The sequence below is a fragment of the Sedimentitalea xiamensis genome, assembly GCF_030164465.1.
In the GTDB taxonomy this organism is placed as follows: Bacteria; Pseudomonadota; Alphaproteobacteria; order Rhodobacterales; family Rhodobacteraceae; genus Sedimentitalea; species Sedimentitalea xiamensis.
The window spans coordinates 186,910-210,896 of record NZ_JASNJE010000005.1 but is presented as its reverse complement, the minus strand read 5'-3'; the positions used below and the strand labels follow the sequence as shown (position 1 = coordinate 210,896).

Genomic DNA, 23,987 nt, shown 5'->3' with positions numbered 1-23,987 from the left:
CCCCAATCGTCGGACCTATGGTGTTATCATTGCCCGATGCGTCCTTCGTGACACCTGACACACCGCCATCGGCAGCCGTCCAGTAAAAGTCCTTGTTCTGCCGGGAGAACATTTCTTCGGTGGCACCATATCCGGCACCAGACACCCGAAGAAATGCCGGATTGCCTGACTGTTGCAGCACACAGGAATCGAGCGGAATGGGGTGGTTGGATGGGACCGTGACTTTCCACATGCTTGACCAATTTGGGTTTCCGTTTGCGTCACCATTGACGCAAGGCACCCAGCCAGTCAGTGCATCGGTCGCGGTGATTTCGACTTTCCCGGTTCCGCGACGACACAATTTGATGCGATCCGTTGAAGTTCCCTTGTTCGACAGGCCAAAGGGGCTCCCGTTGGGCGCAGCCCCTACCTGCTCACCATAAATCCCCGGCTCGACCAGCACGCAATCCCCAGCCCGCGCCGCTATGACGGCCTCGGTGATCGTTTTGTAGGCCGTGGCAGGCGAAAGCCCATCGCCAGACGACGACACAGTTCCATCAACATAGCGGTAAACACCCGAACCTGTTGGATGCAGGACATTTCCACGAGGGCTGAGAAATTCCGCCTCACCACCCATCGGGCCTGCGAATGCCACAAGACCGGGATCGTGTTGACCTCGATAGATCGCGGATGATGGTGCAGGAGGCGTCGGGCCATTTGCCGTCAGGGAGAATATGCGGGACATTGCGACCATTATGCTGGCTCCACCAATATTGAGTGTACGGCGAATTTCTTGCCTGCGGTGCCAGCGCGGGAGCGTATAGTGATATGCATAGCCGTTCCGCTGGCGGCAACTGTTTGAGTCAGAGTCATGACAGGACCAAAGCCATCCCCATCTCCATAAAATCTATCGGTGCTGCTACCCAGAATATTGCCCGCGCCTGCCGTGGTGCCGACGATGAATTCCCCCATCACAGAGGATCCCGGATTTCCCGCACCGCCATCACCGAATAGCATTTGCGCTTCAATGGTGATTGTATAGCTCTGCGCGTCTACGGTCGTAATTTCAGGGGTGGTGATACCCGTCCAGCCATCTCCGAGGGTATATTCGAGCGTGTCGTCGGAGCTGTTATAGGTCATCGTTCCATTGCCGCTCGTATAGCTGGCGCTGGTGTCGCTCGTAAAATCGTCGGAATAAGTTACGCCGCCCGCCGCAGTCGTATCGCTGCCGGAAGCCGACCATGCGCCTTGCCCCACCGCGTTAACGGCCCGCGTCTGGACGTTGTAAAGCGTCGATGCGGTCAGACCGGAAATCGCCTCGGGGTCGCTGATGCCCGTCACCTCTGTCCACGGTCCCCCATCCGGCTGCCAGCGCAGATCGTAGGACGTGATGGACGAACCGCCATCATCCGGTGCCGCTGCCAGATCGACGCTGATCGAGGTCGATCCGGTCTGTGTGACAGTCGGTGCAGACATGGTAGCAGGCACGGTCGCAGCCGCCGACAGCGTGATTTCCTGCCGCAGCACATTGGACAGCACGCCGCCGTTGCTGGCGACAAAGGACAGATCGTAGGTGCCTGCCGCAATTGCTGAGAAATCGAAAGCGATCACGTTCGCGCCTGCCGAGATTGCATCAGGCCCGCCGCTGTCTGTGATCCCGCCCGCGACAATCGTGTCTCCATCCGGGTTCGTGCCGACTGGATCCAGACTCCAATACAGGTTGGAGGCAATATCCACGTCCAGTTCAAGCGCATCTGGTGCGCCGCTTGCATCCAGACCAGAGAGTACAGGGGCCGTCGCCGCCGCATCAATGACCACGCTGAATGCCGTAGAATCCGCCCCGCCGCTGTTGGTGCCGGTCACTGTGATCGTGCCGCTCGCATCCGAGCCGGTCGGGATGGTCACGACGCCGGTGCCGCTGTTGATCGTCACGCCGGGAATAGTCGTGCTGACGCTATAGGTGATGTCGTCGCCGGTGAAGTCGGTGCTTGCGTTTACGGTCTGATCGCCGCTGCCGGTGTCGTAGGACTGATCCGCAAGGCCGCCAGCCGCCACAGGAGGCGCGTATCGCACGACGTAGCTCGCGCTGGTCCTGGGCGCATAGGTGTCGGCCGGTGTCGCCGTGACCGAGATCGCGGCCAGGTCGTCGCCCGCGCCCGGCGTGTAGTTGGCATTGCCGGTGCCGGTCGGGACTCCGACAATGTTGTTCCAGGTGTAGGTGACGGACGCGGGCGGCGCTTCGGACCAGCCTGACGCGACGGCGGTCAGCTCCACGCCGATCTGCGCGGACGGGCCGTGCGTCGGGCTGCTGGTCAGGCCGGTGATCGAGACGACATAGGACGGGCCGACAGCCCCGACCGCATCCGCGAATCGGCCGGCATTGAACCGGCCGGCGCTGAACCTTCCCGACTGAAACCGCCCCTTTCCCATGCAATCAGCCCGTCATCAGCAGCGCGCTGGCGCCCTTGCCGGCCACCCACAGCCGGTCGCCGGTCTGCAGCTGCATCTGCTCCGCCGCCATCGGGCTGATCGGGCGCGCATCGCGCACGGGAATGGCGGGCAGGGCATCCGTGCCGGTGATGACGAAGAACAGGAAATAGGCCCGGCTGTTGCTCAGGTCCACGTCCACGTCGGCGACGGCCGTGAACCGGTTCGCGGCGTCCCAGGTGTCATCCAGATCGGAATATGTATGCGTTTCCACGGCCATCAGCGGCCCCCCTCTGTCTGGCTCTGTCGCCGAACATTACGCGCGCGCGAAAGGGCAATTCAGCCCGCAAGAACGGCCGTTGAAACCGCGTTAAAAACCCAGTTTCAGGGCGAGCGTCCGCCACGCGCCGCGCAGGAACTTCATCATTACACCGGCCGCCGAATACCGCCTGACCAGCCGGTGCCCGCATGTCTCGTTCCAGTGCGGGATCAGGTTGTCCGCCCAACCCGCGCCCTCGTGCCACAGGACGGCATGGCCGCCGCCGTTCCACCGGTCGAGCGCGTACCAGATCCGGGTTCTGCCCCTGATCAGGTCCCGCCAGAACCCGCACCATGTGCCGCCACCGAGGTCATAGGCCAGGCGGATCGCGAAATCCTCGCAATCGCCGTGGTATTCCCCGCGATCATTCTGGCGCATCAGGCGCCAGATGTTGTTCGGGTCGCCCGCCGGCACGAACCGGCGGCGCAGATCGTTCAGGGCGGTTTCAGGCGTCATGTCAGACCTCCGCGTAGGTTGTGAAGAACGTGTCGAGCTCGGCCTCCGTCTTGCCCTCGGCCGCGCCCAGGGCGATGACCAGCGGATCGAGCCGCAGCGCCTCGGACATCCGCAGCATGCGGGTCCGGGCCGCGAACCGGCTGCCCGCCGGGAGCGTGGCCACCAGCGCCAGCGCCGAGGCGGGCAGGGCGCTGCCGGCGGACCAGGCGTCGCCTTCGGCTTCGGTGATCCAGCCCTCGGCCACCAGACCGATCAGGAGCTGCGAGAAGCTCAGCGACATCCCCGCGCGCGCCGCGGCCAGCGCAGTGGCCGCGGCGGTGGCGGCGGGGATGATGTTGGTGCCCACATCGATCGTGATTGCCACCGGTTTCTCCGATTCAAGCCCCGCCAGAGCCACGCCGGCGGCGTCCACCGGTCGGATCAGGATGGCGTTGACGGCGCCGCCGGACCTCGTGACATCGGTCGCGAATATCTCGGGATCGAGCGCGATCAGCGGGTAGACATCGCCATCCGCCATGCCGCTGAAATCCAGCGCCGTGCCGTTGATCGTCAGCACATCGCCCGCCTGGCTGGCGGTGATTGACCAGTCATGCGCCGGCCGCTGATCGACGAATTCAATGGTCATCAGAACCACCTCCCGATCCAGAGCTTGTCGCCATCGACCTTGGTGATCGTGCCGGTGAATGCCGCCGGCGCCGTGGTGATCGCGGCGTTGCCGTTGGTGCAGATCTGGGTGCCGTCCGCCCAGCGGGTGTATTCGCCATTGGCGTTGGACCCGCTCTCGATGACAGCGCCGGTCGGCACCCCGCCTGATTGCGACACGGTGCCGAGGACGGAATTTGCCGTGTAAACCTCGGACCAGCCGGACCAGTTCGAGGACCGGTAGGACCGGATCGCCACCTTGCCGCCACCATTCAGAGAGACGGCATACTGCGTCATGTTGTTGGCATTGAACGATCCGGTCACATGCACGGAGGCGGGGCCGGAATTCCACCCCGCCGGTTTGTTCGACGCGGCGGACAGATCCGCGATGGCATAGTACCCGGACCTGTCGGCGGCGTTGAAATCGGTGATCACCTGTGCGCCCGTGCCGCCGAGGCCGAACGCGCCGGTCGTGAGCAGCCGCCCGACCGTCGTGTCCGACGGGCTGGCCTGCACCGCCGCACCCGTCGCCACGCCGCCGGTCAGGGCCAGCTGGTCCGCGCCGCCCGCCACCAGGGCCACCTTGTTGGCGGACACGCGGCGCAGTCCGGTGTCCGGGTCGACCTCGAACGCCACGCCCGGCGCGGCAACGCTGCCCGCGTCGAACTTTCCCGCGCCCGCGCCGGTGACGACGGACTGGAAATCCGTGATCAGCTGCTGGATCGCCGCCGCGAGATCGATCTCGATCGCGTTGGTCGGAAAGGCCGAATAGGCCTGACCCGATGCGGTCGTGCCCTGGTAGGCCTGCGCCAGCGTGATCGACGTGGCGCTCACCACCGTGTCGATCTCGTAGACCCGCCCGTCCGGGCCGACAAAGCCCCAGCCGTCCTGGAGCGCCCCGAACCAGCCGGTGCCTGTCCCCGTCACCGCCGTGCTGCCGTTCGTGACGGCCACCGTTCCTGTGCTATACCACGCCATTTTGCCTCCTCATGTGACCTCGTAGACGACCCATTCCACGGTCGCGTTGGTGAAATAGACGCTGCCCTGGATCGTCGGTTGGATTTGCAGATAGATGCGTTGATCGGACCCGCTGGCCCATACCGGGTCGACCAGCACCGCCGGGTCCTTCTGCCAGACCACGGACGGCTGCGGGTTGCCGGTGAAACCGAACCACCGCGCGCCCGGCACGATGTTGGCGATCAGCCCCCAGAACGTATTGCTCGGATCGAGCCCGCCGGACGCCGTCGCCGCCGTCGTGATCGCCGCCGTCGCCACCAAAGACCGGTTGCTGGCCTGCCAGACGTCATTCACCCCGACGCGGATGCCGGTATTCACGAACCGGAAAAGCGCCGACGATGTCAGCGTCCCCGTGTGCGTGAAACTGCCGCGCGCCAGGACCAGCGGGCGCGACATGACGACGCCGGCCGTCTTCACCACGCCGGTCGCGAAATTCAACTTCATGCCCGCCGTCGGAACGCCGCCCGCGTCCTCGGCATAATTGTCGCTCTGCACGACATCCTTGATCTGCGCCCGCCCGATCCGCGCGGTTCCGATCACCGCGTCCCTGGCATAGACACCGGCGGGGTAGGTGACGCCATCGATGACCCGCGGCGTCGTGTAGACGACGAAGGGCGAAACCTGTGCGCCGCCGGGCCCGACGATCGCGAACTTGTCGACCTGGAACGCCGCCGCCGACGCCGGCTCGCCCAGATTGTCCAGCTCGGACCGCAGCACCATGCCCGACACGACGCCGTTGTTGTCGATCCTGAGCGTGTATTCGGCCCTGATCCCGTCGATGCTGCTCAAGGCCTGGCCGATGCTGGTCGTATGTCCGCCGACCGTGGTCTGGAGATTGGTGATCGCGGTGGCCTGCGCGGAAATGTCGTCCTCTGTGTCGTCGACCCGCGCGGTCAGGTTCGTCGTCGCGGTCGCAAGGCCCGCGACTTCGTCCTCGGAATCCTCTACCCGCGCTTCCAGATCGACAATCGCCTGAGCCTGCGCCGAAATCGCGTCCTCTGTGTCCTCGACCCGCGTCTCAAGGCCGTCGATCGCCGTTGCCTGTCCGGCAATTCCTCCTTCCGTGGTCGTGACGCGCGATTCCAGCGCCGTCAGATCCGCCGCCAGGGCCGCGTCCTCCGTGACCCGCAGGCTCTTCTCGGTTTCGATCAGCGCCTGGTTCCCGGCAATCGCCGCGCCAAGCGCTTCCGTGATCGCCGCCGTGGCTGTCCGTTCGTCGCTGACCAGCGCCCGGATATCCTCGGACGCATAGGCCAGGTCCTGGCGCAACGCCTTGCGGTCCTCGTAGGCCTGAAGCAGCGCCTTCAGGTCCGCCGCGCTGCGCGCCGACGCCGCGTCAAAAAGATACCGCGTGTCAGCGACCGTGGACGTGATCGCGGCGCCGTCCATCGCGGCGATTGTCACCTCGGCCGTCGCCACCCGCGTTTCAACGGCGTTAAAATCGGTCTGCGATACCTTCAGCGCGATCGCAGTTTCCGCCGCATCGATGTCGATCTCCGCCTGCGACAGGCGGGTGTCGATCCCGTCGACCACCGCGGCGTCCGCCTTGAGCAGGATCGCCGCTTCCGCCCCGTCGATGTCGATCTCGGCGTTCATGATCCGCAGTTCCAGATCGTCGAGGATCGGCACCTGCGACGGGTCCAGCACCGCAGCCGATATCTGCCCGTTCACCCATGATTGCGTCGCGCGCAGGTTGATGCTGGCCTCGGCGGCGTTAAGCCGGATTTCGGTCTCGCTGATCTTGTCTGCCTGGCTCTCGACAGCCGCGATCCGGACCTTCCCGTCGTCAGGATCGACGTAGACGCCCGCGTCCCGGATCATCCGGTCCGTCGCCGACGACCGGGTGAGCAGCCAGAGCACGCGCTCGTTGATCATGCCGACCGTCTCTGTGACCGTGATCTGGTCGATGGTTTTCAGGTCGAGCTCCCGGTCGATCCGTCCGACCTCCGGCGCGATCAGGTCCACCGCGATCGCGTCCCAGATATCGTCCGACAGATCGGCGGGGCTGAGCCCCACATCGGGCGTCGTGACCTCTTCCCAGCCGGTCCAGAACGACTCGCGGCTGGGCGAAATCGCCCGCGCGCGCACCTCGTAGAGCGTGTCCCGCAGGAGCGGCGCCAGCACGAAGGCGCCCGCGCGCACGTCGCCGTAGGTGCCGGAAAAGGCCAGGTCGGTCTGCGTCTTGACCCGGACCTCGAAGGCCAGCACCCGGGTCGTGTCCGCGATATCGCTGTCCCAGACGATGCGGATGCCCGGCTGGCGTGGTGCTGCGTCCCCGTCGCGCACCTCGTGCGGATGGACGTCAAAGCCCGGCACGCCGGCGTCCACCACCTCGATCACGCTGGTCTCCCGCGGCGCATCCGGCAGTTCCAGCCCGAGATCGGGGGTGAAATCGCCCGGGTCGCGCTCGCGCAGGGACAGCGCCACGTTCATCGTGCGCAGGTCATAGGCCACGTCGGTGATCTGGAAGAGCTTCGCGTCGTAGCCGTTCCACTCCGACGTCCAGGTCAGCGTCATCAGCGGAGTCAGCCAGAAATACTCGCCCGGCAGCACGATCTTGTGGGTGATGGCCGGGCGATCGTCGCGCAGCATGTTGTTGCCGACTTGCCGGGCCTGCTCCGCCCAGGGCACCGCCGGCAGCCGCAGTTCAAAGAGCCGCCGCACCCCGTCCGCCGCCTCCCAGGCGGCGTTGGTGATCGTTTCGATCGCCGTGCCGTTCCACAATCCTTTCGGGCTCGGATGGCTGATCGTGATGGCGTTATGCGTCGCCTCGAGCCCCGGGAACGGGTCCATCTCCTCGGGCTCGCTCACCAGCATGTCGGCATCGGTGATATGCACGACGCTCGCGGCGGGGCCGCCCACCTGCACCGTCCAGACGCCGCCGACCTCGGTGATCTCGGCGTTGCAGGCGGCCAGCAGCTCTTCGATCACCTCGGCCGGCTCGTCTTCAAACCGGATTTCAAAGCCCGCCTGAAACTGCGGGCGGTCATTATCGCCGATGGGCAGGTCGCAGGCGTTCATCGCCGCGACCCAATTGGCCAGCGGCAGGTCCGCAGCCTCGGCCCCGCCGCCCCAGACCTCGCCCGTGGGCGTGGTGATGCCGCGCTTGATATTGTAGGCCAGAACGATGGCGTTTGTGGTCGGCGACCAGGTGGTCCTGTCATTCCATCGCTGCGCGCCCGTGCCGCCCACCGTGTCGTCCTGGCGCGGGTCGTAGAACGGGATGCCGTCCATCTCAAAGCGCATTTCCGGCACCCCGTTCGGGTACCTCTCGCGTGAGGAGTGGTGATTCACCACGACATAGGACACGCCGGTCAGGATGTGATCGGGCGTCCACGAACGATCCGGACCGCTACCGTACTTGTCGATCATCCAGTCGGACGCTGCCGTCTGCGTTCCATCATAGAACCGCATGATCGTGTAGAAGTTGGTCCCGTTGTCAGTGCCCTTTGACACCACGCCTTTGAAACCCGCCTCGGCATCGTCGACCAGATCCGAGACCACGCCATCGATGATCACCCGACGCAGCGACACGCCCGGCAGGTCTCCAAGTTCGATCACCTGCGTCAGGAACTTTCTGTTGTACCCGTGCGAGTTGCGGTAGATTTCATGCCCGCCGGTCGCGTACCAGCCGATCACCGTGCCCTGCGGATCGGTGCCGCCCTTGGTGGTGAAGCTCGTCTGCAGCCCGGCCGGGCGCTGTTTCCGCTTCGCCCGCCGCTGCGCCAGCAGCGACAGCCCGATCCCGACCACCGCCCTGAGCGCCGCCAGGGCGACCTTGGTCCAGGTCAGCGCCTTGATGCCCGCGACGATGGCGGCCCCGACCGGCCCCGCCTCGGCGGGCAGCGACAGGAACAGCAGGCAGACAACGGCCCAGGACAGGATCCGCATCATGGCCGGAACACCCGGACCGCGCGGGGCAGGGGCACCACGTTGAGCCCCCGATGCGGGGCCAGGCAATGGATGAAGGCGCCGCCCACCAGGCCGAACGCCTCTTCGCCGTCCTCGATGACCACGGCCACGTCCCCGACCTGCGCGGCCATCCAGCCCATGGGCGCGCCGAGATGATGCGCGGCGATGGCCGTGAGCGAGCCGAACCCGGCCGCGGCCAGTGCGGCGCGGCCCTCATCCAGCGTGCGGTAGCGCTCCCGCCATTCGAAGGCGAAATCTGGCCCGGTGCAGCGCGCGACCCAGCCGGCCGCGAAGAGCGCGCAGTCGTGCCGGCCCGGGCGCAGCATGGCCTGCCGGCAGTCCGACAGGTAGCCCTGCAACAGCGCGGCGCGTGACATTACTCGCCCCATGGCACCACCCAGTCGCCTGCCACGTCGGCATATTCCCGGCCCCGGTCGTTAGGGTTGCGCCGGCGCAACTCCGCGTCCGACCGCAGGAGCGGCAACCCGAAGGTCAGCTTGCGCGCGGTGGTGACGACGGTCAGGACCAGGTTGCTGGTCCCACCCTTGGGGCCGATGGTTTCGGGCGCCTTGTTGAGCGTGCCCTTGATCATCCGGATCGGCGCGCCCAGCGGCTGCCCGGTGTCGATATCCATCGGCTGGCAATGCACCTCGACCCCCGCCTGGCGCGCGTCATAGCCCCGGATCAGCTGCCGGGCCTCGTCGGTCAGCGCCCCCAGCGTGATGCGGTGCTGAAGCACGGCCAGCCCGGTGCCCGCCTTGACGGGGGGCACATCGATCACTTCCCCGGCGCCAAAATAAAGCCGCGTTTCGCCGCCGATCACGAATTCCTGATGATCGTCCCCGGTCCAGAACCCGATCGTTTCCGGCAGGCCGGTCGTTCGGTCCTTCGCGGTGATCCAGATCAGCACATGGGCGTTGGTGCCCCGGCGTTCCTGAAGCTGTGCGGATTGGGCTGTGTCCAGATCGGGCATCGGCTCACCTCAGCGTCTGGCGCCACGCGAACGTGCCGCCGTCGGAAATCGCCGCCCGGCTGGCCCCGATATCGGCACTCGCGAGCACCGCCTTGCAGACCGGCGCGACCAGCGTGACGGCGGCATCCACCGCCGCGCCGGGGCGGATGAACGGCGTCACCTCGAAATTCGGGGTGTTGCCGGACCCGTTCGCCACCGCCCCGGTCACCACCCGGTGCAGCGCCCGGCGCACCGGGTTGGAACCATAGGAAAACGACAGCATGTCGCCCTGGCTGATCGCGTAGCCCGGCGGCAGACCCTTCAGGCGCAGCTCGCGGCTGTTGGCGTTCACGGAAAGGATCTGCACCGCCGCCGCGCCCAGGATCGATCCGTCCGGGTCGGCGATGGGGCCGGGCAGGCGCGTATCGGTGATCAGGAACGAGGCGCCGGGTTCCTCCAGCAGCGCGATCCGCGCCTCGATCGCCGCCCAGACCGCGTGGTAATCCCGGTCCAGAACGATCTCCCCGCCCCAGAGCCGGGCGCCGCGCGCATGCCGGATCACCTCGCCGCCGCCGGTCTCCGAACTGGTGACGGCCTGTTCGAGCCGGAAGGTCACGCGGGAAACCGGCAGCGTGTCCAGGAACTCGGAAAGCGGCAGGGGAAAGGAGAGCGCCATCAGTAGGTCGCCCTCGGATCGTCGCTGATGCGCTGGACCGAGGCCGGCAGCTGCGAGGCGTCATATTCCCGCACCACCTCGATCGCGACATCCTGCGAGGTGCTCGTGACCCGGGCGTCGAATTCGGGGCCCGGCGCGATGGTGACCAGCAACCGGCCCTGCACGCCGCCCTGGGCCGGGGCCGCCGCGCCGCCGTAGGGCAGGGGCGGGGCCACCATCCCGCCCATCGCGAAGCCGGGCACCGGCGCGCCGGAATTGATTGCCTCCAGCAGCGGGCGATGCCGCGCCGTGGCACTGGCGTTGACCATGAACTCGCCGGAGCTGCCGAACATCGGGATCTGGTCGCTGGTGCCGCCGCCCGGACCGACCAGGTAACCGCCGGTTGCGGCCTTTGGCACGACGGCATCGGTGATGAAGCCGAACAGCCCGCCGCCGCCCCCGAAGAGGTTCGCCAGCGGCCCCTCGCCGAAAAGCGCCGCCTCCAGCGCTGCGTCGGCGATCCGGCTGGCCAGCCGGTCGAACACGTCGCCCAGGTCATCGACGTCGTTGATCAGGCCGCGGACGGTGTCTCCCGCGATATCGCGGAAGAACCGCTCCTGGTCCTTCACCCCGCGCATCGCCTCTTCCTCGCGCAACCGGGTGCCGATCAGCCGCTCGATCGCCGCGCGCTCTGAATCGGTCGCCCCGCGCATCAGGTCGCGATAGCGCAGCATTTCGCGCTGAACCGGGTCGGTCTCTCGCAGGATCGCCAGCTGCTGTTCCTGCGCCGATATCAGCCGCGCCAGCGCCTCGGATTCGGCGTCATGGGCAGAGGCGCGTCCGCCGCCGACGCGTCCCGTGCCGGGTTTCTTCCAGTTTGCCTGGTCCTCGAGCTGCCGGCGGAATTCGTCCGTGTGCGTGAACTGACGCGGGTCGCCGCCGCGCCCCCCGGATTCCGGCAACGGGCTATAGTTCTGATAGATCGCGGCCATGCCGCGCGCCGCGTTCCAAAGCTGCTCGGCCAGGGAGCCCGCGAAAACGGCGCTGCCCTGAAGGACGCCCGGCAGCGCGTCGGCCGCGATCCGCAGCTGCTCCACCGCCGCCTGCGCCTCGCGCATCTGTTTCGCCGCCTCGCGCTCGGACTTCACGCGGTCTTCGGTCGATTTGACCAGCCGGTCGGTGATGCCAAGCTCGTTGGAAATGGTGGCGAGCAGCGCTTTTGCTTCTCCATTGAGTATGCCGCGCATTCTCAGGGCCTCGGCCGTCGAGTCTATCAGACGGGCCTGCTCGTCCCCAGTCGCCATGATGATCTCACGGGTGCGGTCCAATAGAAAATTCGCCTCGCTGATGTGATCGAGGCCGAAGAACTCGAACTCGATCTCATCCAGTCCGAGTTGGGTGGCGACGCTGTTGGCCGACAGGTTCTTGACGATGGCATCCGCGATGCCGGTGGCCCGCACCACCGCCTCGGCGGCGCGGCGGCGTTCGACCTGATCGACCTCGTTGATGACACCGATCAGGTTGCGGTATTCCGCGATCGCGGCCAGCGGAGCCGCCGCGAGCCCGTCGCTCGCCGCCAGCCGGTCGGATGTCGCCTTCAGATCCGCGAGCGCGTCATCGAAAGAGGCGACCTCATCGCCTGCTTCCGTGAACCACTGCACCAGCGCAGCACCCCCCGCGATCACGCCGAGCGTCACCAGGTTGATCGGGCTCAGAAGGCTCAGAAATGCGGTGCCCAAGGCCCTGACGGCGCCGCCAGCTCCCAGCGGGCCGATCACCTGGGTGATCTGGGTGCCCTGCTGGACCGCCAGCTGCAGCGGGTTCTGACCCGCCATCAGCATCATGCCGATATCGTTGAACTGGGCGGTCAGGTTGCCGACCTGTCCGGCGGCCGTCGCACTGGCCTGGCCAACCGGAGCCATTTGCGTCTTGTAGTCGTTCAGACGCTGTTTTGTCCCCTTGAGTTCGAGCTTCTGTGCGGTGAGCGCAGACTTCAGCGCCTGGACTTCCTTGCGCAGATGGCTCACCTCGCCTGCGGCCTTGCCGCTCTCGTCTTTGATTCCGGTCGTCGCGACCTTGACCTTTTCGATCTCGCCTTTTGCCTGCGCGCCGTTAAACCGGACTTCGCCGTACAATGTCAGCGTCATGACGCCTCTCCGTTCATCGCGTCCCGCGCGCCCGCCTCGATCAGCCGCAGGTCGGCCCACTGATCCGGGCTCAGGACGATCCCCGCCATTTCCAGCCCCGCCCGGACGCCGGCGTAATCAAGCCCGACGGCCCGCATGCCGCCCGCCGGTGGCGCGACGACGTTCCATTGGCTCGTCACCGCCGCGAATGCCTGAAACACCGGCAGATGGTCCGCCCAGAGCGCGCCACCCGTATCCGGCGCCAGATCGTCCTCGCTGAGCGGCAGGCCCCAGGCCTGTGCATCCGCCAGCGCCCCGTCGGCCTGCGTGCGGGCCGCGAACGCGCCGGTCGCCCAGGCGCGCCCGGCCCATGTCAGTTTCCCGCCCGTTCCTTCGCGAAGGCGGCGGCATAGGCCCGCAGCAGCGCGATCCGCGCGTGCGGCAGGTTCAGAACCCGGTCGCGCACCTCGTCGGAATAGGGCACCGGCTTGCCGTTCTCGTCGGCCAGGTCCTCCATCGACACGATGATCCGCCGCAGGCGCGCCTTGACGGCATCGACGGTGAAACCCGCGTCGTTCTCGTCGTCTTCAACGACCCTGAAACGGCACTTGAACGTGTCCTCGCGATGGCCGCCATCGACGGGCGTCTGCACCCGGACCGTGTGGGTGAACTCTGGGGTGTCGGTGATTTTCAGCATGTCGTCCTCGTCAGGTCAGGGTCAGGGTCCACTGGTCGTTGCCGGACACCAGCTGCGGGATCAGGCGCAGCGGCCATTCGGTGATGTTCTGCGCGTTGCTCAGCCCCTGCGGGCGCTGCATCTGGGCCGCCGGAATGGCCAGCGTGGCGATCTTGCCCGCCGTCGTGCCGTGGACCAGGTTGACCGCCACATCGGTCTGCGCCGCCGCCAGGGCGAAGGGGTTGAACGTGGTCAGGGGCACCGCCTCGACCGTTGTCTCGAACACTTCGGACCGGTCGGTGATCAGAACCCGCTCGCTGCCGACGAGGAACCGGCCCTCGACCGCGTTGGCGAGATCGAGCGTCGCCGTGCGCATCACCAGCGCCGTGCCGCCCAGGGTGAAGGTCGGAGTGTTCGCGTCGGTGACCAGCTCCGGCTTCTGGAACGCGCTGATATCCGGCGTCGGGCGCGAACCTTCCGCCGGCTGAACGAAGAGCCCGGTGAACGTGTACTCGATGCGCGGGACCGCCTGCGCCTGTGCGACGAACCTGGCGGTGCCGCGCGCGCCGACAATCGCAAACAGCGTGTTGCCGATCATCAGGTGAATGCTGGCGCTCTCATGCCCGCCGGAAACCGGGTTGTAGGTGACAGATGTGCTCGGGCTGATGGTTTCCGCGCAGCCGCAGGACCGCAGCAGCACGCCCCAGGCCGGGGCGGTCCCGGCGGCGCCGCTGGGGGCCAGCTCCACGTTGAACTTGATCATCGCCTGCAGCTCGGTCGGGATCGTCGGCTGCGCGCCCAGGAAGGCGCGCTCCAGTTCCCGGCTCACGTCCGAGCCTTCCATCGGCGTCAGCTCGATATTGGTGGCGAGGATCGCGTTGGCGGCCCCCGTCGGCGTCGCGTCGGTGCCGTAGGCACTTTCGATCTTCGCGAGCAGGATCTTGTCGCGCCAGGTGATCGGCATCACTTCTCATCCTTCTTCTTGACGGGTGTCTTGGCGGCCGGTTTCCGCGCCTCGGGCGTGTCCTCGATGCGTTCGAGCGCATCGTCCTCGTGCCGCAGGAACCGGCCTCCGGTGGCGGGGAGCGTCTGTTTCGTCATGTCGCGATCCTCAGCTGGTCATCGATGGTGAATTCGACCTGGTAGATCAGGGTGCCGCCCGTCATCGAGACGATGCGCCCGCCCTTCAGCTGGAACACGCCCAGCTGATCGCCCGGCGTCCAGCCCGCTATGGCCTCGACCACTTCCATGATCAGCGGCCTGATCCGGCCCAGCGCGCGCCGCCCCGTCCGGTCGTGCACCCGCGCCAGCAGCAGCACGCCGACGGTCTCGGTGAATGCCTGCCGGTAGAGCCCGGAGGCGGCATCGGCCGCGCGCCCGGCCAGCCCCACGGGCAGCACGATGGCGTTGGTGTTCTCAGGGAGCCGCCCGGCGCGCAGCATGTCGGCAAGGTCCAGCGCGCCCTCGACCCGGCTCCCGAGATCGGGCACCTCAGCCTTCAGGCGGGCGACGACGGCATCGATCATCAGATGAAGCCTTTCATCTGGTCGGCCGTGAGCGGGCGTTCCCGGTCGGTGATCCGCACGCCGCTCGCGCCGCTGCCTTCGGGCTCCGCCCCGGCCACGTCCAGCACGAGGATGCCCCGGCTGATATCCTTCAGCATGCGGATCGCCTCGGCGTAATCGTCCTTGACCTTCTGCGGCGGGTCGAACCGGTAGAGCTTCCAGCAGGCGATGACCTGGGCGATGTCTGCAAGAAGCGGCGGCGTCGCATCGAGCGGCAGCCTGTAGCGCGCCTTCAGGTACCCGTCGATCTGCGCGTCGGCGTCGGCCAGCGCCCGGTCGATCACGTCGGTGTCGATTGCCCCCGTCGCCACGTCGTCGCGGTCGGTGAGCGAAATCAGCAGGCCCTCGCCATAGCGGTCGGTCAGCTGCGCAAGCGATGTGTAGGGCACGACGGCGCCTCCGGTCGGGATGGGTGGGACGGCGGGATGACCCGCCGCCGGTTCAGTCGCCGCTGACGTTCAGCAGCGGATCGGCCCTGAGCGCGGCAAGCTCTCTCAGGCTCAGCTCCTCGAGCGGAATCGTCACCGGCTCGGGCGTGAAACGCCGTCCGGCGCGGCGCCGGCCCTGCCTGGGGCCGACAACGACGATCGCCTTGACCTCGCCGCCTTCGGGCTCGGTGGGGACTGCGCCGGTTTGCGCAGCCCCCGCGTCGCTCGGCCCCCTTGCATCCTGTGCGGCGGGGGCCTCATGCGCCCCCGCCTGTTGCGGCTGATTGCCGGTCTCGGCAGCCGCTGTCGCGCCCTCATCGGGCTGGTTATCCTCGGACTTCGGTTTGGATCGCGCCTTGCGTGCCATCAGATCAGCCTCACGCCAGCCACGGCACGACGAGCAGCTCGGCGGTGCCTTTCCACTCGTTGGTCTCGCCGCCGGCCCCGAATTCGGAGTTCAGGATCTTGCGGCCGGCGCTTTCCAGCGCGGGCGGCACCACCAGCAGGTTCGGCATGATGCCGAGCGGGCGGCCATGGTCGCCCTTCATGCCCGACAGCGCGCTGCGCGCGGTGGCGTAATGCGCCGCGTCCAGCGTCTGCTTGGATCCCCAGGCGAACTGCCAGAAGCCGTAGCCCGCGTTGAACCGGGCGTCCGCGCCGTAGACGAATTCCTTGTTGGTGAAGACGTTGTCGTCCCTCAGATCGTCCTTGGCGACGAACTCGAAATCCTTGCGTTTCTGCAGGATGATCGGCTTCAGCGACCGGCTGGAGTCGATCAGGAACCAGGGCGTGCCGGACCCACCGTCGGTGTTGGCGACCGATATCTCCTCGCCTGCCTCGTCCAGAACCGGGTGGTCGGTGTCGAAATAGGACTGCCCGTCATAGCAGAGACCGGTGAACCCGTTCTTCAGCATTTCAAAGCACAGCAGGTCCTTCTTGCTGCCGGTGGACATGCCCATTTCGGTGAACATCGGCGTGTAGATCCCGAGATTGTCGGTCTCGATATCATCGAGACCGACGCCGATGGTCAGTTCCCACGGCTTTTCCGTGATCGCGTAGTCGTGCTGCTGCAAGTTCTGCACCGCGCGCGGCCCGATCCATTCGCGCACGTTGGGCATCTTGCCCAGCCAGCCGTATTTCTGTTCCTTCTGGGTCGAGGTCACCTCGGTGGTGATCCGCGAATAAGCGGTCGATGCCTGCCCGAGCCCGCCCTTGAAGGCCGTGTGAAACCCGACACGCAGGATATCGAGGTTTTGTGCGTTGATCAGCATCAGGTGTCTCCTCAGGATGCGTTGGTCAGGGCTTCGTCGAACCGCACCCAGACGCCCTGGGCGTCCAGGTGGTCGACGATGCCGGCGGGAGAGCGGGTGGAGCCGCCATCCGTCGCGGCGACGGTCTGGTCATCCACCACGTAGCAGAGGCTTCCGACGTCAGCGGCGTCGATCGCGTCCGCCCCCGAATTGACGAAGCGGTAGACCCCGGGGCGGTAATCGACCGTGATGTCGCCGTTCGCGCCGGCGGAATTGTCCGCGCGCGCCTCGGCCCGGCCGACGCCGACGAGGCCGGTGGCGGTCTGCCCTTCGATCAGGAAGCCCGCGGCATTGCGCATGACGATGGCCCCGGCGAAGATCGCGGTCGCGGCGGCGACGCTGCCCCGGCGGATGTCGCCCTCGGCGCGGGGCGTGTTGCGGTCCTGGGTGAGTGCGGTCACTGGAGCTCCTCCTTCAGCGTGGCCTTGTAGTCATCGAGCGGGACGCCCAGCAGCTTCGCGGCTGCGACCTGCTCGGCATTCAGGCTGATCTCGCCATCCTTCGCCTCGGGCGGCGGGGTGGTGATCGTGGTGCCGCTCAGGATCGGCAGCGCGCCGATCTCCTTTTCGACGCGGGCGGCGTCCTGCATGTGCATCGAGACGTAGTGGTCGCGCAGCGGCTTGACGCCAACGCGGCCCCGCTTGATCTCGCCATCGACAAAGGCCTCGGCGGCGGCGCGGGTGGTGTTTTCGGTCAGGGTCTTGATCGTCTTGGCCTGCTCGACGACTTCGGACTGCAGCGCCGTGACGGAAGCCTGCAGAGCCACGATGGTCTCGGCATCGTCGCCCGGCTTGCCGGCGGCCTGCGCGGCGGCGACGATATCGCCTCCGTCCTTCACGCCCAGCGCCGTGCCGATCTCGGCCAGCTGGCTTTGCAGCGCCGGCGCATCGACATCGGCCAGCGCCTGCACGGCGGATTGAATGGCGGTTTCGGTGGCATCCGCCCCGAGGCCCAGCAATTCCGCCAGGCGTTCCTGAAACGACATGTCGTCAGTCTCCATGTTGAGCGCGACCAGTCCGCGCAGATTGGGTTGGTTGACCAGGCTGGCCCGCAGGATGCGGGAGACGCGCTTGGCCTTGTCGTGCAAAAGGACCGGCGACAGCGCCCGGTAGGCGCGGGAGACGACCAGGCCGCGGCCTTCCCCGGTCCACTCGACCCGCCCCCAGATGCCGTCGGCACGAGCCTGCAATTCGGTGATCCAGCCGCGTGCCGGGGCCGGATCGCCCTTCGGCGCGGCCAGATCGGTCGCATGATCCTGGTCGATCAGAAGATCGACGCCATCCCGCATGCTGTTGGCGACCAGCTGGTCCAGATCGGTGACATGGTAGGGACCTCTCCGGTCGGCGGTGGCAATCTCGCCAGCCGGCAAAAGGTGAACCCACTCGGGCGCATCCGATCCCTCGCCCGCGGGCAGGACCTGGGCGCAAATGGCGATCTGTTTCTGAAGCGTTGCTTTCGTCATGCGGCGACTATCGCCAGCCGCCGGACACAAAAAAACCCGCAAGAGTTTGCGGGCTTCAAGCGGGATTTATGGACCCGTCAAACGGCGTTTAATCGATTTGGATCACTGCTTTTTTGAATCCAGAGACTTGTACCACGTCTCAAGCGGATCAACTTCCTTGTAGAGCAACTCGATGATCTGCTCCTGGTTCTCTCCCCACTCGTAAGGCATGGGAGTGCCCAGAAGATACGGTTGTGAAGTGTCGACCGGACCAAGCCGCGCGACGACGTACCTTTCGAAATCCTGCTGCCTCGACACCGAGGATGTCAACCTGTCATCCAGTCTGACAATGCTTGTATCGAGACCGGAAACTGTGCTCTGCAGTACCGTGACCGTGCGATCCAGACCTGAAAGCGCCGAATTTGTGACTCTAAGCTCGTTGATCAGCACGGAGAGTTCGCTGCGCAGACCGGAAACCTCTCCACTCAGGTCCGAAAGTTCGCCGCGCAATGCTGTTGCGATCCCGTCACCTTTTTCATCAAGATCGCGGGTTATGTTTCGGACTTCGCTCACCTGGGTTCTGATATCGGAGATGTTGTCGGACACGCCCCCGAACACAAGCGAAAGGACGGCCCACGCAGCAATGGCCAATCCGCCGATGAGGGCCGTTATTCCGCCGATGAACTGAGTCGTCGTCAACGTTATTCCGCTTTCGCTGTTCAGACCCGTCATGACCAACTCCTAAGATTCGATTACCAATTAGCAGCATAACGTTAAAAATCCGTTCGCCAAATCATCATCACGAGACTCCACCCTCCGCCTGACCTTCGAGCCATTCCTCCAGCTCCGCCAGGATATCGGTCTCATCCTGTTCGGATATCCCGATGAACGGGCGGGCAGGGATGTCGCCCCAGGGGATCGGAAAGAAGTAGTCCTGGCTCGTTGGCCGCTTGTCCGTCGGCCGGGTCCGCCCGATGGCGGCGCCGAATGCGCCCTGGCTGGCGCCGAACTGCATGACCACCGCCTGGATGGCGTTGCTGCCGATCCGCGCGAAATCGGATCCGGACTCGGTGGCCAGCTGGCCGCGCATCTCGCCCGTCAGATGCAACGGCCCGCCGAAACTGAACCCGAGTGCCGCGTAGCGTTCCAGCGTCACGGGCGATCTGGGTGCAAAGGCCTGCCCGTCCGGCTGTTCGCCCCGCAGCATCCGGTCCTGCGTGCTGGCCAGCAGCAGCTCGCCGATATCGGCCATCACGGGCGTCATGTCGCCCAGGGCCGCCGCCACGCGCTGCAGCGCCGGGGTCAGGGTGTCCGTGTTGAATTCGATCTCGATCATGTCGCTCTCCCGAACTCCCGCGCCAGGAAGGCGCGCACCGCCTCGACCGTCGGCTCGATGCCCCGGCGATCCAGCCAGTCGCGGAATGCCTGCACCTGCAGCCACGACCGGATCATGTCATCGCCCGTGCGGACGGACAGGGAGCTCGCCTTGCGCGCCAGCGCGCCCACCACGTCGGCGACACTGCCGCCGGGTGCGTAATCCCAGCCCTTGCCGATCCCCTTTGGCGTGCCGGTCTTCGGCTCGATGCTGTCCCAGCCGTCGGGCAGGGTCTTGCCGGGTATGCCGCCGCGCCGCTTCGCCCCTGCCATCGACCGAGCGCCGAACACCCGGCAGGAGCATCCCCAGCCGTTCGGCGGATAGTGCCTGGTCCAGAACGGGTGGTCTGACTCCAGGATCAGCCCGTCCCACGCCAGATGATGCAGGCGCGGCTCAAGCGACCCGCCATGGCGGTAGACCCAGTATCTGAACCCGCCCTCGCGCAGCTGGGCGTGGCGGCCGGCCATGTAGCTCACGCGCATGTTGGTGCGGTAGATCGTGCGCATGCGCCAGTTCTCGCCCGCCTCGGTCCCTTCGCCGGTCCAGCCGTGCCAGCCGTGTTTTGCCACGATGGCGCGAAAATCCTTCTTGAACGCCTGAAACCCGGTGCCCTCGACTATCGCCTTGTCCACCGACGCAGCGAGATCGGCCAGCAGATCGGCCTTGGTCGCACCCGCGACCATGAAGGCACGGTCGTGCTGGGCGCGGGAAATGTCATCCCACCGCACGGTGGGAACGAGGTCGCCCAGGCGCAGCCGGAACGCGGCGACCTGTTCGGCAAAGGGCCGCCGGAAAGTTGCGCCGAGCGGTTCAGTCACCGGCCTCCTCCTCGATGGCCGCGCGCCCGCCGGCATGGGCCGCCATCATCGCCTCGCCCAGCACCTGCGCCAGCGGCCCGTGATCCAGATCGGCAAAACCCGCGCGCAGCATTTCGGCCAGCTCCTCGAGCGACTCGGCACTCTGGACCATCGCCTCGATCCGCGCCAGCATCCCGGCCATCGCCGGGCCGGCCGCCTGGGCCAGCAGATCGGCCAGGATGTCCTCCGGCGGGCGAGGCGCTGAGAGGCCCTCTGAGGCGTTCAATGCCGTTTCGGGGGCATCGCCCCCTGAATTCCCGACCTGCCGTTTAAATTCGTCTCGTTCCCGTTTAAGAATCGATCCTCGTGCGCCGGGGTCGGTCGCATCCGCACCATCTGGCGGATTTTGCCGGGTCTGGCCCAGAATTTCGTCGCCTTCACCCGGCTCGGACAGCCCGAACTTCTCCAGCACCTCGCTGGCCTTGACCCGCAGCCCGTGACCGATCAGCGGCGCGAGCGCCGAACTGAACGCCGCGAGGTCCTCTTCCTCCGGCCGGGCGATGACGAGGCGCGGATAGACCCGCTGCGCCCCGTGTTCGAGCTGTATCCACGGCCGCACGAGATCGCGGGTCAGGATCGCGCCCAGCTGCCGGGCGTCGGCGCGCTCGATATCCTCCTGCACCTCGCGGTGCTCCTTGCCGGACCCCAGCCCGCCGGTTTCCGCGTCCGTCGTCGCGGTCTGCCCCAGCACCATCTTCGACGTCTGCTTGTCCAGCCAGTCGCTGCGCCTCTCGTAGAGATCGAGCGACCCCCCGAGATTGCCGGTCTCGATGAACTCGATCATCATGCTCTCGGGCACGATGGCCGCGCAGTCACCTGCGATATTGGCCACCGCGCGAAACAGCTTGTCCTTGTCCTCCTCGCTGGCGCCGGCGCCGTATTTGCCCACGCGCAGCGGCTGCCCGTAGGTCTGGGTGAAGATGGCCCAGTCGCGCTGCGTGAAGGCCTTGAACATCCAGGTCCAGAACGCGGTGCGCGCGATGCCGGAGCGCAGCGGCAGGCCGGATTTCGCCTGCATCCGGGCGAAGATGAACTTGCCGCCGGGCAGGGGGGTTTCCTGCCCTCCCTCCTCGATCAGGCGCGGCGTGGCGAGATCGCGCCGGTCGAAGCGGAACCAGCGCGGATCGCGCCAGGTCAGCTCGGCGGGGATCCACTGACCCTCGGACGTGTCCCAGATGATCTCGGTGAAACTGTATCCCTTGCCGATGGCGTCGAGCACGTTGAAGAGCTCGTCGGCCAGCTCGTCCCGCTTCAGCCAGTCGCGCACCATTTGCGCGTGGCGCTCGGCCGCAGCGCTGTCATCGCCCGGCTCGACCGTGATGTCGAGCTGGCTGACGCTGCGCCGGCGCGTGCCCAGCACGCCGAGGTAATGCGCGTCGCGCTCCTCGATCGTCTCGGCCAGTTCGAGATAGCGCACCGGGTCGCCCTGGTCGGCCTCGCGCAGGATGGTGGCCAGCCGCATCGGGTTCAGCCCGTCGCCCGGATAGCCCGAAATCGGCGAGCGCACCCCGCCGATGGTCGGCGCGGCGATCTCCGTCTTCAGCTCGGCGCGCCGGATCGGGTTGCCGCGCGCATCCAGCAGCCTGGGTTGGTTGGCCATGGCGGCCTCCTGTTCTACTCGTCGCCGCAGACGGCGGCCGTGACCGCCCACATCGTCGCGGTTTCCAGATGGGTGAGGGCGACCGAACGGCGCCGGCCCGGCGGCAGTTTCTCGATCTCTTCGGCCAGCAGGTTCGCGGCGGCCTTGATCCTGTCGATCTTCCGGTCGCCGCTCGGATTGTACTTGGGGTCGGCTACAGGCATTTCAGGTCTCCTTGAGAGCTTGGATGACCGCATGGATCACCCATTCGGGTGGCGGGGATGAATTCTGTTTCGTCGGCATGTCAGGTCTCCCGGGCGTCAGGCGCCAGCATCAGCTGATCCTCGTGGAACTCCCGGCACTGGACCGAACCGCTATCCCACCACTCAACCAGGATCAGCGGACGGACCAATCCGTAGGGAAAGATCACGCGCTCGACCTGACCGCGAATGTCGCCACCGACGATCACGCTGTCACCCGGCAGAAATTTGGAACGGAGTTGGTAGTCATCCCTCATCAGATCCCCCCTCGCAGACCGGCGCCCAGCGGCGGTTTCCACCAGGCGCCGGCGCTCTCGCGCGCGTCGGCCTTCTCGGCCGTCTCGCCCGCCGCGCCGTTCGGGGACGCCGCCTGGCGCGGATCGCCCACGGGGCGGTAATCGTATTCGACCCAGCGCATCCGGGATGCGAAATGCGCGAGCGCGAGCGCGATGGCATAGTCGCCGTGTCGCTTCTTGCCCTTGGCATCCGCCTCGCGCAGGTCTGGCACGCGGGGAATGCCCCGGATCGTCTTGACCTTGCGCAGGTCGGTCAGGTGATCGGCGTCCCGGCCGATGGCGATCATGTCATCCTCGAACGCGGTCTTCAGCGGCGGCATGTGCAGCCGGTACCAGTCCTGGGAGAACTTGATCGCCCAGACGATCCCCGGCGCATCCTCGCTCTCGCGCAGGCCGAACCGGCGTCCCATGTCCTCGGCCACGGTCCAGCCCATGCCGGTGGCGTCGAACGCCGCACCCAGAAGCCGCTCGCGCACCGCGTCCATCACGTCGCCGACGATGGCCTTCTGCTCGTCGCCCGGCACGTTCCTCATCTCGATCGACAGCGCCTCGCGCCGGCGCAGGTTCTGTTCCATCGCCAGCAGCGACAGGCAGGAGAGGTCGGATACCCGGGCAAAGTCGAAGCCGAGCGCGTAGTGCGGCTTCTGGTCGAGTGTCTCCAGCAGCACCGCCAACTCGACCATGAAGGGCAGCAACAGACCGGACTGCGCGTCGCGCGGCAGGTGCAGGTAGTTGTCCGGCAGCTCCAGCCGCAGGACCGGCGCGTCGGCCGTCATCCGCGCCTCGATCAGGGGGGCGGTCAGCCAGGCGCCGGTGCCCGCCTTGGGGATACAGTGCAGCTCTTCGTCGGCGTCGTCGCCATAGACCTTGTGGATGCTGTCGATCCACGCCTCCTTCGTCGGCACGTCGCGGCCCTGCGCGCCCAGGATCAGGGCGATCCGCTCGTAGAGCCCGGCCGCCACCGCGTCGTTGAACGTGACCCGCACCACGCACGCCGTGTCGCCGCGCTCGCCCGCCTGCACCTGCTTCACGAGCACGTTGAAGGCGTTGGCATCGCCATCGTGCGTCGAGATGACCAGCACCTTGCCGCCCCACATCAGGAGCGCGTTGGCCGCCTTCAGCATCTCGTCAAGCTCGTCGTGGAACGCTGCCTCGTCGAAAATGACATAGCCCTGACGGCCGCGCAGGCTCCGCGGCTTGGAGGTCAGCGCGACGATCTCGAAGCCGGACGCGAACCGGATCCGGAAGGCGTTGATGTGCTGGTCTTCCTCGCCCTCCTTCTGATCGACGAACAGGAACTCCTGCACGCCGGACGCCGCCGGGATGAACGCCTTGGCCCACATCGCCGCCGTGTCGATGAACTCCCGCGCCATGTCGAGGTTGAACCCGATATAGAGCGTGTCCATGCCGCCGGCCTGCCGCTGGGTGCCGGATGTCAGCACCGCGTCCGCCGCCACCGCCCAGGTCATCCCGATCCGGCGGGATTTCTCGCAGACGACGAACTGGTGGCTGGCCGTCGTCGCCAGCAGCTGCGCCTGATAGGGCAGCAGCACGGCGGGCAGACTGTCGGCCTCGCCCAGGGCGTCGGGAAACTGCTGCCGGCTCTCGGCGCGCAGCGCGTCCCATTCGGCCTCGCTGAGGGCGGCCTCGGTCACAGCGCGACTCCCATCAAGGCTTCTTCGAACGCCGCTTTCTTGCAGCGCTCCCACAGCCTG

28 protein-coding genes are annotated in these 23,987 nt (G+C 66.7%); all 28 read right to left on the bottom strand.

The genetic code is table 11. The features are described from left to right. Positions 1–733 (bottom strand): hypothetical protein (locus tag QO034_RS06630; RefSeq protein ID WP_284484716.1); only part of this gene is annotated, 733 nt, incomplete at its 3' end. Further along, a complete protein-coding gene (locus QO034_RS06625) occupies positions 733–2,409 on the bottom strand; it encodes a fibronectin type III domain-containing protein (RefSeq protein ID WP_284484715.1) in 1,677 nt (558 codons plus the stop codon). The genes QO034_RS06630 and QO034_RS06625, both read right to left, overlap by 1 nt. A 4-nt stretch (positions 2,410–2,413) precedes the next feature. Continuing rightward, entirely contained in the window at positions 2,414–2,686 is a 273-nt protein-coding gene (locus QO034_RS06620; RefSeq protein WP_284484714.1) for a hypothetical protein, read from the bottom strand. A gap of 90 nt (positions 2,687–2,776) precedes the next feature. Next, positions 2,777–3,181: a hypothetical protein gene (locus QO034_RS06615; protein WP_284484713.1), complete on the bottom strand. Its 405-nt coding sequence runs from the start codon at positions 3,179–3,181 to the stop codon at positions 2,777–2,779. Position 3,182: 1 nt separating this feature from the next. Beyond that, entirely contained in the window at positions 3,183–3,806 is a 624-nt protein-coding gene (locus QO034_RS06610; protein ID WP_284484712.1) for a hypothetical protein, read from the bottom strand. Next, complete coding sequence (locus QO034_RS06605; protein ID WP_284484711.1) at positions 3,806–4,801, bottom strand: pyocin knob domain-containing protein; 996 nt, start codon at positions 4,799–4,801, stop codon at positions 3,806–3,808. The genes QO034_RS06610 and QO034_RS06605 overlap by 1 nt, the downstream gene beginning before the upstream one ends. A gap of 9 nt (positions 4,802–4,810) precedes the next feature. Next, the gene (locus QO034_RS06600; protein WP_284484710.1) at positions 4,811–8,734 is read right to left on the bottom strand and encodes a phage tail tip fiber protein; all 3,924 of its coding nucleotides are present in this window, start codon (positions 8,732–8,734) and stop codon (positions 4,811–4,813) included. Then, positions 8,731–9,129 (bottom strand): DUF6950 family protein, encoded by a 399-nt coding sequence (locus tag QO034_RS06595; protein ID WP_284484709.1) that lies wholly within the window; start codon positions 9,127–9,129, stop codon positions 8,731–8,733. The genes QO034_RS06600 and QO034_RS06595 overlap by 4 nt, the downstream gene beginning before the upstream one ends. Beyond that, on the bottom strand, positions 9,129–9,725 hold the full coding sequence (locus QO034_RS06590) for a hypothetical protein (protein WP_284484708.1): 597 nt from the start codon (positions 9,723–9,725) through the stop codon (positions 9,129–9,131). The genes QO034_RS06595 and QO034_RS06590 overlap by 1 nt, the downstream gene beginning before the upstream one ends. Positions 9,726–9,729: 4 nt before the next feature. Continuing rightward, positions 9,730–10,380 carry a hypothetical protein gene (locus QO034_RS06585; protein WP_284484707.1) on the bottom strand — a complete coding sequence of 217 codons (651 nt, stop codon included), beginning with the start codon at positions 10,378–10,380 and terminating at the stop codon, positions 9,730–9,732. Further along, positions 10,380–12,506, bottom strand: coding sequence for a phage tail length tape measure family protein (locus QO034_RS06580; protein WP_284484706.1), 2,127 nt, complete (start codon positions 12,504–12,506; stop codon positions 10,380–10,382). The genes QO034_RS06585 and QO034_RS06580 overlap by 1 nt, the downstream gene beginning before the upstream one ends. Beyond that, entirely contained in the window at positions 12,503–12,751 is a 249-nt protein-coding gene (locus QO034_RS06575) for a DUF1799 domain-containing protein (protein WP_284484726.1), read from the bottom strand. Before QO034_RS06575 ends, QO034_RS06580 begins: the two co-directional genes overlap by 4 nt. A gap of 107 nt (positions 12,752–12,858) precedes the next feature. Continuing rightward, positions 12,859–13,182: a hypothetical protein gene (locus QO034_RS06570; protein ID WP_284484705.1), complete on the bottom strand. Its 324-nt coding sequence runs from the start codon at positions 13,180–13,182 to the stop codon at positions 12,859–12,861. Between the two features lie 10 nt (positions 13,183–13,192). Continuing rightward, complete coding sequence (locus QO034_RS06565) at positions 13,193–14,125, bottom strand: phage tail tube protein (protein WP_284484704.1); 933 nt, start codon at positions 14,123–14,125, stop codon at positions 13,193–13,195. Continuing rightward, the gene (locus QO034_RS06560; RefSeq protein WP_284484703.1) at positions 14,125–14,262 is read right to left on the bottom strand and encodes a hypothetical protein; all 138 of its coding nucleotides are present in this window, start codon (positions 14,260–14,262) and stop codon (positions 14,125–14,127) included. The genes QO034_RS06565 and QO034_RS06560 overlap by 1 nt, the downstream gene beginning before the upstream one ends. Next, positions 14,259–14,687: a phage tail terminator protein gene (locus QO034_RS06555; RefSeq protein ID WP_284484702.1), complete on the bottom strand. Its 429-nt coding sequence runs from the start codon at positions 14,685–14,687 to the stop codon at positions 14,259–14,261. The genes QO034_RS06560 and QO034_RS06555 overlap by 4 nt, the downstream gene beginning before the upstream one ends. Continuing rightward, complete coding sequence (locus QO034_RS06550) at positions 14,687–15,115, bottom strand: gp436 family protein (protein WP_284484701.1); 429 nt, start codon at positions 15,113–15,115, stop codon at positions 14,687–14,689. Before QO034_RS06550 ends, QO034_RS06555 begins: the two co-directional genes overlap by 1 nt. Before the next feature lie 52 nt (positions 15,116–15,167). Continuing rightward, complete coding sequence (locus QO034_RS06545) at positions 15,168–15,521, bottom strand: hypothetical protein (protein ID WP_284484700.1); 354 nt, start codon at positions 15,519–15,521, stop codon at positions 15,168–15,170. A 10-nt stretch (positions 15,522–15,531) separates the two neighbouring features. Continuing rightward, positions 15,532–16,425 (bottom strand): Mu-like prophage major head subunit gpT family protein, encoded by an 894-nt coding sequence (locus tag QO034_RS06540; protein ID WP_284484699.1) that lies wholly within the window; start codon positions 16,423–16,425, stop codon positions 15,532–15,534. A gap of 11 nt (positions 16,426–16,436) precedes the next feature. Further along, complete coding sequence (locus QO034_RS06535; RefSeq protein WP_284484698.1) at positions 16,437–16,865, bottom strand: hypothetical protein; 429 nt, start codon at positions 16,863–16,865, stop codon at positions 16,437–16,439. Next, positions 16,862–17,926: a phage protease gene (locus tag QO034_RS06530; RefSeq protein WP_284484697.1), complete on the bottom strand. Its 1,065-nt coding sequence runs from the start codon at positions 17,924–17,926 to the stop codon at positions 16,862–16,864. Before QO034_RS06530 ends, QO034_RS06535 begins: the two co-directional genes overlap by 4 nt. Positions 17,927–18,028: 102 nt before the next feature. Next, complete coding sequence (locus tag QO034_RS06525; RefSeq protein WP_284484696.1) at positions 18,029–18,637, bottom strand: hypothetical protein; 609 nt, start codon at positions 18,635–18,637, stop codon at positions 18,029–18,031. Between the two features lie 67 nt (positions 18,638–18,704). Then, positions 18,705–19,241 carry a phage virion morphogenesis protein gene (locus QO034_RS06520; protein ID WP_284484695.1) on the bottom strand — a complete coding sequence of 179 codons (537 nt, stop codon included), beginning with the start codon at positions 19,239–19,241 and terminating at the stop codon, positions 18,705–18,707. Beyond that, the gene (locus tag QO034_RS06515; protein ID WP_284484694.1) at positions 19,238–20,098 is read right to left on the bottom strand and encodes a phage head morphogenesis protein; all 861 of its coding nucleotides are present in this window, start codon (positions 20,096–20,098) and stop codon (positions 19,238–19,240) included. The genes QO034_RS06520 and QO034_RS06515 overlap by 4 nt, the downstream gene beginning before the upstream one ends. Then, positions 20,091–21,737 (bottom strand): DUF935 domain-containing protein, encoded by a 1,647-nt coding sequence (locus tag QO034_RS06510; protein WP_284484693.1) that lies wholly within the window; start codon positions 21,735–21,737, stop codon positions 20,091–20,093. Before QO034_RS06510 ends, QO034_RS06515 begins: the two co-directional genes overlap by 8 nt. Positions 21,738–21,751: 14 nt before the next feature. Further along, entirely contained in the window at positions 21,752–21,940 is a 189-nt protein-coding gene (locus QO034_RS06505) for an Acb2/Tad1 domain-containing protein (RefSeq protein ID WP_284484692.1), read from the bottom strand. 80 nt (positions 21,941–22,020) lie between these two features. Continuing rightward, positions 22,021–22,233: a hypothetical protein gene (locus QO034_RS06500; protein ID WP_284484691.1), complete on the bottom strand. Its 213-nt coding sequence runs from the start codon at positions 22,231–22,233 to the stop codon at positions 22,021–22,023. Then, positions 22,233–23,927 (bottom strand): hypothetical protein, encoded by a 1,695-nt coding sequence (locus tag QO034_RS06495; RefSeq protein WP_284484690.1) that lies wholly within the window; start codon positions 23,925–23,927, stop codon positions 22,233–22,235. The genes QO034_RS06500 and QO034_RS06495 overlap by 1 nt, the downstream gene beginning before the upstream one ends. Positions 23,928–23,987 lie beyond the last annotated feature (60 nt).